The 12,919-nt window shown below is 70.5% G+C and carries 10 protein-coding genes; 6 read left to right on the top strand and 4 right to left on the bottom strand.

Translation table 11 applies throughout. The annotated features are described in order from the left end of the window. Positions 1-1,949: hypothetical protein (locus ACLQ24_RS09515; protein ID WP_425890494.1), on the top strand; the 1,949-nt coding region annotated here is incomplete at its 5' end. Between the two features lie 7 nt (positions 1,950-1,956). Here ACLQ24_RS09515 and ACLQ24_RS09510 read toward each other — a convergent pair. From ACLQ24_RS09510 to ACLQ24_RS09500, 3 genes are all read right to left on the bottom strand, one after another. After that, a complete protein-coding gene (locus ACLQ24_RS09510) occupies positions 1,957-3,462 on the bottom strand; it encodes a glycosyltransferase family 87 protein (RefSeq protein WP_425890493.1) in 1,506 nt (501 codons plus the stop codon). A 208-nt stretch (positions 3,463-3,670) separates the two neighbouring features. Continuing rightward, positions 3,671-6,487, bottom strand: coding sequence for a transglycosylase domain-containing protein (locus ACLQ24_RS09505; RefSeq protein WP_425890492.1), 2,817 nt, complete (start codon positions 6,485-6,487; stop codon positions 3,671-3,673). A gap of 197 nt (positions 6,488-6,684) precedes the next feature. Continuing rightward, the gene (locus ACLQ24_RS09500; protein WP_425890490.1) at positions 6,685-7,134 is read right to left on the bottom strand and encodes a DUF5318 domain-containing protein; all 450 of its coding nucleotides are present in this window, start codon (positions 7,132-7,134) and stop codon (positions 6,685-6,687) included. A 175-nt stretch (positions 7,135-7,309) separates the two neighbouring features. Between ACLQ24_RS09500 and ACLQ24_RS09495 the strand changes: the two genes are divergently transcribed. Both ACLQ24_RS09495 and ACLQ24_RS09490 read left to right on the top strand, forming a co-directional pair. After that, complete coding sequence (locus ACLQ24_RS09495; protein ID WP_030331823.1) at positions 7,310-7,948, top strand: PadR family transcriptional regulator; 639 nt, start codon at positions 7,310-7,312, stop codon at positions 7,946-7,948. 23 nt (positions 7,949-7,971) lie between these two features. Continuing rightward, positions 7,972-9,051, top strand: coding sequence for an inositol-3-phosphate synthase (locus ACLQ24_RS09490; protein ID WP_234588668.1), 1,080 nt, complete (start codon positions 7,972-7,974; stop codon positions 9,049-9,051). Positions 9,052-9,201: 150 nt separating this feature from the next. Here ACLQ24_RS09490 and ACLQ24_RS09485 read toward each other — a convergent pair whose 3' ends face one another. Continuing rightward, positions 9,202-9,681: a methylated-DNA--[protein]-cysteine S-methyltransferase gene (locus ACLQ24_RS09485; protein ID WP_425890557.1), complete on the bottom strand. Its 480-nt coding sequence runs from the start codon at positions 9,679-9,681 to the stop codon at positions 9,202-9,204. Positions 9,682-10,229: 548 nt separating this feature from the next. On the opposite strand from ACLQ24_RS09485, the gene ACLQ24_RS09480 reads away from it, so the two are divergent. The 3 genes from ACLQ24_RS09480 to ACLQ24_RS09470 are packed head-to-tail and all read left to right on the top strand — an operon-like array spanning position 10,230 to position 12,848. Next, positions 10,230-10,724: a hypothetical protein gene (locus ACLQ24_RS09480; protein WP_425890489.1), complete on the top strand. Its 495-nt coding sequence runs from the start codon at positions 10,230-10,232 to the stop codon at positions 10,722-10,724. A 40-nt stretch (positions 10,725-10,764) separates the two neighbouring features. Continuing rightward, positions 10,765-11,286 carry a hypothetical protein gene (locus tag ACLQ24_RS09475; RefSeq protein ID WP_425890556.1) on the top strand — a complete coding sequence of 174 codons (522 nt, stop codon included), beginning with the start codon at positions 10,765-10,767 and terminating at the stop codon, positions 11,284-11,286. Between the two features lie 29 nt (positions 11,287-11,315). Then, on the top strand, positions 11,316-12,848 hold the full coding sequence (locus ACLQ24_RS09470; RefSeq protein ID WP_425890487.1) for a flotillin family protein: 1,533 nt from the start codon (positions 11,316-11,318) through the stop codon (positions 12,846-12,848). Positions 12,849-12,919 lie beyond the last annotated feature (71 nt).

The following is a 12,919-nucleotide window of genomic DNA, read 5'->3' as shown; positions in this document are numbered from 1 at the left end:
CCGACGCGACCAAGGCCGACGCGACCACCACGGGCGATACCGACGGTACGACGAGCACCGGCGGGAAGACGGCCGACGCCACGAAACCCGCTGCCGCCAAGGGCACGGCGGGCAAGGACGGCGAGAAGCCCCAGGGCGTCAAGGCGGGTGACGACGGCGAGGCGAAGCCGGTCGAGCCCGACCGCTGGGAGGCGTTCGCCTCGGCCCCGGAGCCCCGGCCCACCTGGCTCACCCGGGCCGCCCGGCCGGTCGGCCGGTTCCTGGTCCACGAGTGGACCCTGGCGGCCCTCGCCTCGCTGGCGCTGGCCGTGCTGATGACCTGGCCGACGTTGCGCTACCCGCGCTACACCCTGCCACAGGACACCTGGGACCCGAGCCTCCAAGCGTGGCAGATGGCATGGTCCGGGCACATCCTCCTGGCCGACCCGGCGCGCCTGTGGCAGGCGAACACGTTCTTCCCGGAGCTGTGGAGCTTCGCGTTCTCCGACACGCTGCTCGGCTACGCGCCGGCCGGGATGCTCGGCAGCGGCCCCGAGGACGCGGTGCTGCGCTACAACATCATGTTCGTGCTGGCGCACGCGCTCGCCACGTTCGGGGCGTACGCCCTGGCCCGGCAGTTGGGCGCCGGTCGGATCGGCGCCGCCGTCGCCGGGGTCGGCTACGCGTACGCGCCGTGGCTGCTCGCCCAGGCCGGGCACCTGCACGTGCTCTCCAACGGTGGCATCCCGCTGGCCCTCGCGATGCTCGCGCGAGGGCACGGCTGGTCGCTACGGCGCGGCTACCGGCCCGAGCTGCGGCACGACGGCTGGGTGTACGCCGGTTGGCTGGTGGCGGCCTGGCAGATCAGCCTCGGCTTCGGCATCGGCCTGCCGTTCGCGTACTTCCTGGCTGGCGGGGTGCTGGCCACCGCCGTGCTGTTCGCCGTGAAGCGGCTGCGCTCCGGTCGGGCCGTGCCGTTCGGCCGCCGGCTCCTCGCGGCCGACCTGGTCGGCGGGGTGTTCTTCGCCGGGGTGGGCGCGCTGATGGCTCTCCCGTACTTCCAGGTGACCGAGCTGCACCCGTACGCCGAACGGACCGTCGGCGACATCTCCATCTTCTCGCCGCCGGCGTCCGGCTTCGTGACCGCGCCCGCCGAGTCGCGGATCTGGGGTGGGTTGCACGAGGGTGCCCGCGCGGCGCTGCCGTTTCCTGCGGAGATGACGCTGCTGCCGGGGTTCGTGCTCTACGCGCTGGCTTTCGGCGGGCTGTTCTTCTCGGTCTGGCGGCGGCGGCACCGATTGTTCCTGCTCGCCGGTGTGCTGGTCACGATGGTGTTCGCGATGGGCACCCGCTTCTTCGACGGCACCTTCACCTATGTGCCGCTGTTCGAGCACGCGCCGGGCTGGAACGCGCTGCGTACCCCCGGGCGGTTGATGCTCTGGATCACGTTGCTGCTCGCGCTGCTCGCGGCGGGCGCGGTCACCGCCCTCACCGATCGGGTCCGTGAGCTGGCCGCGCAGCGGATCCCGTCCTGGCCGGGCCCGTGGCTGCGGATCGCCGCATTGCTGCCGCTGCTGTTGGTCACCGTCGAAGGGCTGAACGCCACCCCGCACCCGGTGGTGCCGACGCAACCCGCCGCGCTGCGCTCGGCGGAGGGTCCGCTGCTCGTGCTGCCCAGCGACCAGGGCCTCGACCAGCACGTGATGCTCTGGTCGACCAGCGGATTCCCGGACGTGGCGAACGGGGGCAGCGGCTTCACGCCCCGGCAGCTCGACGACGTCCGCCGGGTCAGCCAGTCGTTCCCCGACCAGACGAGCATCGACTACCTGCGGACGCTCGGTGTGCGGACGGTGGTGCTGCTGCGCGACGAGGTACCCGGTACGCCGTGGGAGATCACCATCGACGCACCGGTCGAGTCGCTCGGCATCACCCGCCAGGAGGTCGGCGACGCGGTGGTGTACCGGCTCTGACGCCTCCTCAGGCGGTGACGCTCACGGCTTCGGGTTCGTTGGTCGTCGGCTGGCGACGCCATCGGTCCAGCCAGGGTGCGTCCGGTGCGCCGTCGAGGACACCGCCGTCCGGGTCGTCGGGGTAGTTGGCGCGTACCGCGTCCTGCTCGGGGTGCAGGATCTCCCGGACGACCAGTACGCACAGGGTCACCACGGTCGCCAGCCGGAGCGTCGACGCCAGCACGAACACCCCTTCGGGGAAGACGGGACGGCTGGTCGCCGCGCCGAGCAGTTCGCCGTAGAAGGCCACGAAGTAGCAGACCTCGGCGAGCTGCCAGGCCAGGAAGGCACCCCACTTCGGCCGGGCCAGCACCACCAGCGGCAGCATCCAGAGCACGAACTGCTGGGACCAGACCTTGCTGAAGATGAGGAACGCGGCGACCACCAGGAAAGCGAGCTGGGCGAGCCGCGGCCGGCGCGGCGCCCGCAGCGCCAGCACGGCCACCCCGAGGCAGGCCAGCGCGAACAGGGCGTACGAGATGGTGTTGAGGGTCGGGGTGTTGGTGTTCAACCATTCGAACGGGCCCTGCTGGCCAGGGTCGTTGCCGACCTTGCCGTCGAGGTAGCGCCCGATGTACCAGAGCGTGCCCCAGTCGATCGGCCGCGTGGTGTTCAGCTCGAAGAACCGGCCCCAGTTGTCCGGGTTGGCCCGGTAGGCGGGCAGGTTCACCAGCACCACGGCCACCACCGCTGCGCCCAGGGCGGTCAGCGCGGCGCGGAGTCGGTTGGCCCGTAGGGCCAGGACGAGGATCGGCCCCAGCAGGAACAGCGGCCAGAGTTTCGCCGCGCCGGCCAACCCGAGGAGCACGCCGGCCGCCGCCGGTTGTCGTCGGGCCCAGGCCAGCAGACCGAACGCCGCCAACCCGATGGCGAGCAGATCCCAGTTGACGGTGGCGGTGAGCACCAGCGCCGGGGCGAGTGCGAACAACGCGGCGTCCCAGGGTCGTCGGCGGCGCAGCGCGAGGATCACCGCCACGGTGGCCACGGCGAGCGCGCCCAGCACGAGCGCGTTGAGGTTGTAGAACCACTGGCCCTGGTTGATGCTCGGGTCACCCTTGCCGATCGCGTGCACCGGCAGACCGAGGGCCCCCATGAAGTAGCCGGTCAGCACCGGATATTCCACCGGGTGGTCCCGGTAGGGCACCTTGCCCTCGTTGAGGCCCTCGGCGTAGTAGAGGGCGAGCACGTCGGTGTAGCAGAACCGGTTGTACTGCACGTTGTTCTGCCATGCGCCGTCCTGGCACGGCGATTTCTGCACCCAGTGCAATGCGAGCGTGAGGCAGGCCAGCGCCAGGACGATCCGGACGGCGGTCCAGAATCGGCGTTCCGGGCCGGCCGGCCGGTCCAGCACCGTCGCGTGGTCGCCGAGCGGTCCGCCGATGGCGCCGGAGAGGCCGCGGACGAACCCGTCGGAGCGGGACGGGTGGTCGGTGGTTCCGGCGTCGTCGATGCCGGGCGTCGACTGAATGCTCATAAAGAGGCATCCTGCCGTACTCGCAGCGATGAGTCATGTACTCGTCGATGACGGCCGCCCGGGTCAGAGCTCGCGCGGCCGTCGTCGACGAGCGACCGGTGCCGCTACGCCGACCGCCGGCCGGACAGGTCGTCCGGCCGGCGGCGGCGTGTGCGCTGTGGCTGTCAATCCATGGTGGTCAGTGGTCAGTGGTCAGGTCGGGCGGCGGCTAACCGCCGTTCGGACCACCGGGTCCGCCCGGGTTGGTGCCCCCGGGGTTGCCGCCGTTCCGTGGGCAGAACGGATTGGTCAGCGGGTCACAGGTCTGCCCCGGCTGTCCAGGCTGACCTGGTTGCCCCGGCACCGGTGGCGGTGGCGGTGGCGCCGCCGGTGCCTTGCCGTTGCCCTTGGTGACGTCGCCCTCGCCGGTGACGGTGGGCAGGGGGATCTCCTCCTGCCCCTTGAGGGCGGTGTTCATGTACTTCTCCCAGATCGGACCGGGAAGGGTCGAACCGCCGACCGGATTACCATTCGCGAGGCGGATCTGGGGCTTCTTCGGATCCCGACTGCCCACCCAGACGGCCGTGGCGACCTGCGGGGTGTAGCCGACCGTCCAGGCTTGCGAGTTGTCCTCGCTGTCGTACTCCCAGGTGCCCGTCTTGGCGGCGGCCTGACGGCCGTCTTCGAGCGAGAGATGGTTGGGGGCGGGGATCTGCTTCAGAACCCCGGTGACCTCATCGGTGATCTTCTTGTCGATCCGCTGCTCCGGCTTGATGCGCTCGCTGCCGACGACCTTCCACTTGCCGGTGTCCTTGTCCTGCTGCTCCACCTTGATGACGAAGTGCGCCTTGATGTACTTGCCGTCGTTGGCGAACGTCGCCATCGCGTTCGCGTGGTCGAACACGGTGAGCGGGTACTTGCCGAAACCGGTGTAGTTGTCGAACGGGTTCGGCCCCTTCTTCGACAGGTCGAACGCCTTGGGCGGGTCAACGCCCCACATGGTGGTCACGCCGGCCTTGCGGGCCATGTCGACCACCTTCTCGGCGCCGATCTCCTTACTGACCCAGTAGAACGGCACGTTGTACGACTGGATCGTCGACTCTTCGAGGGTGCAGTTCTTGCCGCACTTGAGGTTGGTGCGGCCGGCGTTGCCGATCGCGACTGCGGAGCCCTCGGGCTTGTACGGCGTGGGGTCCCAGTGCGACTTCACCGAGATGCCGGCCTCGATCGCGGCGGCCAGGGTGTAGACCTTCATCGACGAACCCGGCGAGTGACCGCCGGTCAGGTCGCCGTTCTTGTCGGTGTTCTTGCCGGCGTAGTCGAAGTCGGCACCGCTGTCACCGCCGTAGTAGGCGAGCACGCGGCCCTTCTTCGGGTCGATCGAGACCACCGCCGCCATCAGGTTCTTGGGCTGGTCGTTGAGCTCCGAGCCCTTCTTCGACTGCATGGCGACGTTCTCGGCGGCCGCCTGGAGCTTCGGATCGATGGTCGTGGTGATCCGGTAGCCGCCGTCCCGCAGCCCGTCGACACAGCTCGTCTTGCCCTCCGCGCCGCTGTCGGAGCAGAGGCCCATCGCGTCCATCTCCTGACGGACGTAGTTGATGACGTTGCCCCGGGGGCTGTCGACGCCGAAGCCGTTGCCGCCCTTCTTCGGTGGCAGCACCTTCGGGTACTCGGTGGGCGCCGGCGGATGGTTGGCGGAGTCCAACCAACCCTCCTTCTTCATCCCGCCGATCACGTAGTCCCACCGGGTCTTGGCATCGGTTGGGTTGACCGCCGGGTCGTAGCCCTTGTGGGTGTCGCTTGCCACCGGCTGCTTGATCAACGCGGCCAGGACGGCACCCTCGGCGGGACTGAGCTTGATCGCCGGCTTGCCGAAGTACGTCTGTGCCGCCGCCTCGATGCCGTACGCGCCGCGTCCGAAGTAGATGACGTTCAGGTAGTGCTGCATGATCGTCGGCTTGTCGTACTTTTCGTTCAGCTTGGAGGCGAGGATAGCCTCCTTCACCTTCCGGCCGTACGTGTCGTCCTTGAGGTTCTCGAACGCGTTGCGGGCGTACTGCTGCGTGATCGTCGAGGCGCCCTGCTTGTCACCGTTGGTGACGTTGTTCCACCCGGCGCGGACGATGCCCTTGTAGTCGACGCCCGAATGCCGGTAGAAGTTCCGGTCCTCGGCGGCGGCAACCGCGTCCTGCACGTGCTGTGGGATCTGGTCGATGGTGACGAAGGTGCGGTTCTCGCTGCCCAGCTTCGCTAGCGCGGTCTTGCCGTCCTTGGCGTAGACGGTGGTGGACAGCGGCAACGGCATCTCGTCAGGCATGACGACATTTGTCGAGTAGTAGGTGAACCCGACCACGCCGACGCCAGCGAGCATGATGAAGACCGCGAACCCGGCGATCATCAGGTTCATCCGCTTGCGCTTCTTGGCCCGGGCCGCAGCGGCCGGGTCACCCGCGCCGCGACCGCCCCGGCCACCGCGACCGGGCCCGTTCGGGCCGGCCGGGCCACCGGGACCACCGGGACCACCCGGCCCACCGGAGACCGGGGAGACACTCGCCCGGGCGACTGCCGCACGGCCGCCCACCGACGCGGAGCCGACGCTGGCCCGGCCCGCCGAGGCGGCGCCAACGGCGGCGGTGCCCACCCGGGCCCGACCGGCGGGCGCTCCCGGCGCCGGTGACACCGGAACGGACGCCCGACCGGCGCCGGCACGACCCGCGGCCGCACCCGGCGCCGGGGAAACGGGCACCGAGGCCCGGCCGCTCCGGCCGGGCGTGGCCGAACCCACCGATGCTGATCCGGCGGCGGCGCCACCGGGCGGGGGCACGGAGGCCGAGCCACCGACCGACGCACGACCGCCGGCGGCCCTCGGTGTCACCGAGGCCCCGCCGGGGGGCGCCGCGGGCTCCGCGGAGGACCAACCACCTGCGCGGGAGTCACCGCCGGGTCTGCGGTACGCGTCGTCCGCGCCCGGTCCGGGGTCACCGTCCGGGCCCGGGTACTGGGCACGACCGCGCGCGGAGCTGGGATCGCCGTACGAGTTCATTCTTCACACCCTGCCGGTCGCGGTGGGGCGCGACAGCGCCGCCACCGGGTTGCCGTGAGTTGTTTCACCCGGGACGCCGGCGCGAGGGTGCCGGTTCGCCAGGGTCATTGCTGAATCAATCGGGCCAATCGGACCAACGAGTGGTCGACCATCCCGGGTCATGTCCACGGCCCCGGAGCCGGTCGAACCAACTGGGATCACCGTTGCGCCTCTCGCCTCCGCCGACCCACGCCCTCGGCCGCGTCCTGCTCGTCGGCGCCGACACCGTCGCCGTCGCCGGTGAGACCGTCCCGGCCGAGCAGGTACTGCTCGACGAGATGGTTCCAGTCACAGCCGAGGCACACCTCCACCACGAAGACCTGGAACTCACGTAGCGTCATCGCCAGCGCGGGCAACTCGGCCAGCGTGCGGGCCTGGCCGGCGGACTGCTTGAGTTCGTCCCCGTAAATGTAGTGGACCAGGGTCAGATTCTCACTGCGACAGATCGGGCAGCGCTGGTCGGTCGGTTCACCGTGGAACCGCGCAGCGTTCTTCAGGTACGGCGACGCGTCGCACACGTCGTACGTGCCGACGCGGCCAGCCAGGAGCTCACGCAGGACTGCTCGCTTCTGAAGCGAGTAGTCGACCACCCGGCGAGACGTGCGCATGCCGAGAAGGGTACGCGGTCCGGCCCGACGAGGCGACCACGGTCACGATGCGTGACGGCAGCATCCCGGAACGGGGGTTTGTGCTGGCCGGCGCCAGCCGCTAACGTGCGATGTATCGGTCCGATACATCGCGGTGGTTACCGCTCCGCGCCGGAGGGTAAAGAGAGGGTGGCCTGTGCTCGAATTCGCCATCCTCGGCCTCCTGCAGGAGTCTCCGATGCACGGCTACGAGCTGCGCAAGGAGTTGACCGCCAAACTCGGCGCGATCCGGGCGGCGATCAGCTACGGCTCGCTCTACCCGACCCTGCGCAGGTTGCAGGCGGCGGGCTGGATCACCGAAGCCGCCGAGACACCCGCCACCGCCGAGGAGGTTCCCGCGCTGACCAGCCGACGAGGTCGGGTGGTCTACAAAATCACCGCGGAGGGCAAGGAACGCTTCGCCCAGCTCATCGCACAGGCCGGGCCCGAGACGTACGACGACACGGGTTTCGGTGTGCACTTCGCGTTCTTCGCCCGGACCGACCAGGCGACCCGCCTGCGCATTCTGGAGGGTCGCCGCCGCAAGATCGAGGAACGTCGCGAAGGCCTTCGCGACGTGCTGGGCCGGGCGGCCGAGCGCCTCGACGCTTACACCTTGGAACTGCAGCGCCACGGCCTGGACGCCTGTGAGCGCGAGGTCCGCTGGCTGGAGGAGCTCATCGCCAACGAGCGCTCCGGCCGAGCCCCGACGGTCCCGAACATCGGGACAGCCGGCGGCCGACGAGAAGACAACAGCCCGCCTCCGCCTGGAGAGACCAGGAATGAGCGGCCGTGACAGAAAAGAAGGAGGCAGACGCTATGGGCTCCGTCCGCGTCGCCATCGTCGGTGTGGGTAACTGCGCCTCGTCCCTGGTTCAGGGCGTCGAGTACTACCGGAACGCCAACCCGAACGACCGCGTCCCGGGTCTCATGCACGTCGCCTTCGGCGACTACCACGTCAACGCCGTGGAGTTCGTCGCGGCATTCGACGTGGACGCCAAGAAGGTGGGCATGGACCTCGCGGAGGCGATCGTCGCCAGCGAGAACAACACCATCAAGCTCTGCGACGTACCGCCGACCGGCGTGACCGTGCAGCGCGGTCCGACCTTCGACGGTCTGGGCCAGTACTACCGCGAGATCGTCGAGGAGTCGGACGCCACCCCGGTCGACGTGGCGCAGGCACTGCGCGACGCGCAGGTCGACGTCGTCGTCTGCTACCTGCCGGTCGGCTCCGAGCAGGCCGCCAAGTTCTACGCTCAGGCGGCGATCGACGCCGGCTGCGCGTTCGTCAACGCCCTGCCGGTCTTCATCGCCTCCGACCCGGAGTGGGCGCAGAAGTTCACCGACGCGGGCCTGCCGATCGTCGGTGACGACATCAAGAGCCAGGTCGGCGCCACCATCGTGCACCGCGCCCTCGCGAAGCTCTTCGAGGACCGTGGCGTCGAGCTGCTGCGCACCTACCAGCTCAACTTCGGCGGCAACATGGACTTCATGAACATGCTGGAGCGCAAGCGGCTGGTCTCGAAGAAGATCTCGAAGACCCAGTCGGTCACCTCGCAGATCCCGCACGAGATGAGCAAGAGCGACGTGCACATCGGCCCGTCGGACCACGTGCCGTGGCTGGACGACCGCAAGTGGGCGTACATCCGCCTGGAGGGTCGCTCCTTCGGCGACACCCCGCTCAACGCCGAGCTCAAGCTCGAGGTGTGGGACTCGCCGAACTCGGCCGGTGTCATCATCGACGCCGTCCGGGCCGCGAAGATCGCGCTGGACCGCAAGATCGGCGGCCCGATCCTGTCGGCCTCGTCGTACTTCATGAAGTCCCCGCCGGTGCAGTACGCCGACCACGACGCCCACCAGGCCGTCGAGGAGTTCATCGCCGGCGAGGTCGAGCGCTGACCCGCTGAACCACCAGCAGCATCGGCGAGGGCCGGGTCCGACAGAGCCCGGCCCTCGCCGCGTCCCGGCACCGCCAGTGCGGCGATCGGTGGCAGCTCAGCAGCACGCTGCTCGGCGTGTCGAGCCGCTCGGCAACCAACGATCAGCGGGTCAGGACCAGGCATGCCGCAGCGCGACGGCGGCCTCCAACTCCAGCAGCGTGACCTTGCGCGGCAGGCCCCCGCCGAAGCCGACCAGCTTGCCGCCCGCGCCGACGATCCGGTGGCACGGCACAATCACCGGCACCGGGTTGCGGTTGCAGGCCACCCCCACCGCCCGCGCCGCGCCCGGGTCGCCGACCAGCCGCGCCACCTCGCCGTACGTCAGCGTCTCGCCGTACGGAATGCGGATCATCTCGCGCCACACCGCCCGCTCGAACTCGGAGCCGCGCGCAGCGGAGACGGGCACGGTGAACGCCGTCAGCTCACCAGCGAAGTACGCCCGCAGCTCGGCCACGGCCTGCCGGGACAGCGAATCGCCGGGCTCGTCGGCAGCCCCTTCTACCCGGCCGAAGTGGGCTCCGCAGACACTCGTACCGTCGGTAGCCACGGAGAACTCGCCGATCGGCGAGTCGAGCACGGTCCAGCGCATGTCGCCATTGTCCCGCGCGTCGAGGCTGGACGAGCTGACCAGCCGCCCGGAGGTGACGCGATGACCCACGCGACTGGACGAGATGCTCCGCAGGGCCGTACGCGATCTCGCCGGCGGCGCCGCGGCCGCTCCGGGGCTCGCCGCCCGGGCGCTCGGCCGGGGTCGCCGGCTGCGCCGCCGGCGACGGCTGACCGTCGGCGCGGCGGCGGTCGTCGCGGCGGCGGTGCCGTTCGTGCTGCTCCGACCCCGGCCGGCCCCGACCCCGGCGACGCCGCCCCCGACCGTGACTCCGTCACCCTCGATCACCTCGTCACCGTCGATCCGGCCCACCCCGGGAGCGAACTGGACCGCCAAGCCGTTGGTGCTGCCCGCTGACTGGGTGGTGACACGGGCACAGGCCTCCGGCGGTTCGGGCAACGGATTCCTGCTGGACCGCAGCCGGGGCCGCTACGTTCCCACCGACCGCTACGACGGCATCTTCCCGGCACCGAGCGGGTCGCTGGTGGCGGTCGTTCACCACCAGTCAGCTGGACCACTTCGGCTTCGTCGTGGTCGGTCGGGACGGCAAGAGGCGTACGCATCCGGTGTCCCGGCAGCGCTACTTCTGCACCGACCAGTGCTCCTTCGTCTGGGCCCGAGACGGCCGGGAGGTGGCACTGCCACAGACCGCCAAGGGCAAGCCACGGTTTGAGTCGATCCGGCATCCTCGAAGTGGCATGCAGATGTTCTCCGCCGACGACGGACAACCGACCCGGTCAGAACCGCTACCTGGCGATCCCGCCGGGCCGTGGGCCTGGTCGCCGGACGGTCGCCTGGTCGTCGTGCAGGGCCAGCAGGAGCCGCTGCTGGTGGAGACCGCCACCGGGCGGGTCGTCAACCCGCTGCCGGTCGCCGACGCCGTCTGGGCCGGCGACGACCGGCTGCTCTACCGGCAGCCGTACAAGGGTGACTTCGTGCTCGCCGACACTGCGGGGCGCGAACTCGTCCGCCAGCCGCTGCCCGAACAGCTCTCGGAGTTGGAGGTGAGCGTGGCGCCACGCTGAGCCGTTCGACAGGTCATCGCCGTTGCGCGGCGCCGATACCGTGCAGGTCGTGGCCACGGGGACGCTCGTCTTTCTGATCATCGGTGGAGCCGGTGTCGCGGTGCTGGCGCTCGCCCTGCTCGGCAGCGAGCTAATCCACTTCGGGCACCCCGATGTGGACGGGCCGATCTCCACCGAGACGGTGGCGGGCTTCGCCGGAGCGTTCGGGTTCGGCGGGGCGATCGTCAACGAGCTGCTCGGTGCGCGTACCCCCGGAATGATCGCGGGCGCGGCGGCCGGCGGCCTGCTCGCGGCCGTGCCCACGGCGTGGCTGGCGTCGCGGTTCAGCCGGGCGGCGCGCAACATGCGCACCGACCCCACCCCCACCCGCGACGACCTGGTCGGCGCGCTCGGCCTGGTCGTCACGCCGGTGCCCGTCGACGGGTACGGCGAGGTGCGGGTACGCGTCGCCGGCCACCCGGTCAAGCTCAACGCCCGCGCCGACCAGCCAATCCCCATGGGCGCGCAGATCTTCGTCGTGCACGCGCTCAGCGAAACCAGCGTGCACGTCGAAACCTACTGATTCCTCCTCGCAGACGGGACCCCCCTTCCATGCCCCTGTTGATAGCTGTCGGCGGCGCGGTCGTCCTCGCGCTCGTCCTGGTGTTGTTCGTGCTCTCCCGGATCAAGGTGGCCGGCCCGAACGAGGCGTTCATCGTCACGGGCCGCAAGGGGCGCACCACGCACACCGCCGACGGCGGCCGGTCGACCGACACCTCCGGGCAGAAAGTGGTGCTCGGGGCTTCGGTCTTCGTGCTCCCGGTGGTGCAGAAGCTCCAGTCGCTCGACCTGTCCAGCCGGCGGATCGACGTCGGCATCCGGGGCGCGGTCAGCAAGCAGGGCATCCGTGCCGACCTGCACGGCGTGGCGATCGTCAAGGTCGGAGGCACCGAGGACGCGATCCGGGCGGCGGCCCAGCGATTCCTGCACCAGCAGGACGAGATCGACAACTTCACCCGGGAGGTGCTGGCCGGCGCGTTGCGCTCGATCGTCGGCCGACTCACCGTCGAGGAGGTCATCCGGGACCGGGCGGCGTTCGCCAGCGCCGTGGCCGAGGAGGCCGAACACTCGATGACCAACCAGGGTCTGGTGCTCGACACCTTCCAACTCCAGGACATCCTCGCCGAGGGCTCCTACCTGCAGGACCTGGGCCGACCCGAGTCCGCCCGGGTGCTCAAGGACGCGGCCATCGCCGAGGCACGGGCGCGGCAGCAGGCCGAGCAGGAGCGGCTGCTCGCCGAGGAGGCCATCGCCGAGGCGAACCGCAACCTCGCCCTCAAGCAGGCCGGCATCCAGGCGGAGATCGACGCGGCGAAGGCCAGGTCGGCCGCTGCTGGGCCGCTGGCCCAGGCGGAACGGGACCAGGCGATCCTCTCCGAGCAGCAGAAGGTGGCCGAGCGCAACGCCGAGCTGAAGCAGCGCCAACTGGACACCGAGGTGCGCAAGCCGGCCGACGCCGCCCGGTACAAGGTCGAGCAGGAGGCCGAGGCGGCCCGCAACGCGGCAGTGCTCAGCGCCGACGCGCAGCGCCAGGCGGTCATCGCCGCCGCGCAGGCCTCCGCCGAGCAGGCGCGGCTCACCGGTGAGGGCGAGCGCGCCCGGCGTGCGGCACTCGCCGAGGCGAACGCGATCGAGGGCGCCAAGGAGGGTGAGGCCGAGCAGCGGCGGCGTTCCGCGATCGCCGAGGCGGTCGAGCGCGAGGGTCAGGCCGAGGCTGCGGCCATCCTGGCCAAGGGCGAGGCCGAGGCCGACGCGATGGCCCGCAAGGCCGAGGCGTTCGCCGCGTACGGCGAGGCTGCGGTACTGGACCTGCTGGTCAAGGTCCTGCCGCAGGTCGTCGAGGCGGCCAGCGCTCCGATCGGGGCGATCGACAAGATGACTGTCATCTCCACCGAGGGGGCGTCGTCGCTGACGAAGTCGGTGGCCGGCAACGTGGCACAGGGATTGCAGCTCGGCAGCGACCTCACCGGCATCGACCTGGCCGGCCTGCTCGCCCGGCTGGGCTCGGCCTCCACCCCGGGGGGCAACGGCACCCCGGCGGGCAGGAACCCGTCCGTGGACGGAACCGCCGTCGAAACGCGCTAGTGCAGCTCCGCGTTAATTCTTGAGGGGTCAGGACCAGGCGGTGGGGTCGCCGAGGTAGAGCCCGCAGGCGC

Source organism: Micromonospora sp. DT4, assembly GCF_049841675.1.
Taxonomy (GTDB): domain Bacteria; phylum Actinomycetota; class Actinomycetes; order Mycobacteriales; family Micromonosporaceae; genus Micromonospora.
Note: the sequence above shows the minus strand (reverse complement) of the source record. Positions and strands in the feature narration are given on the sequence as shown.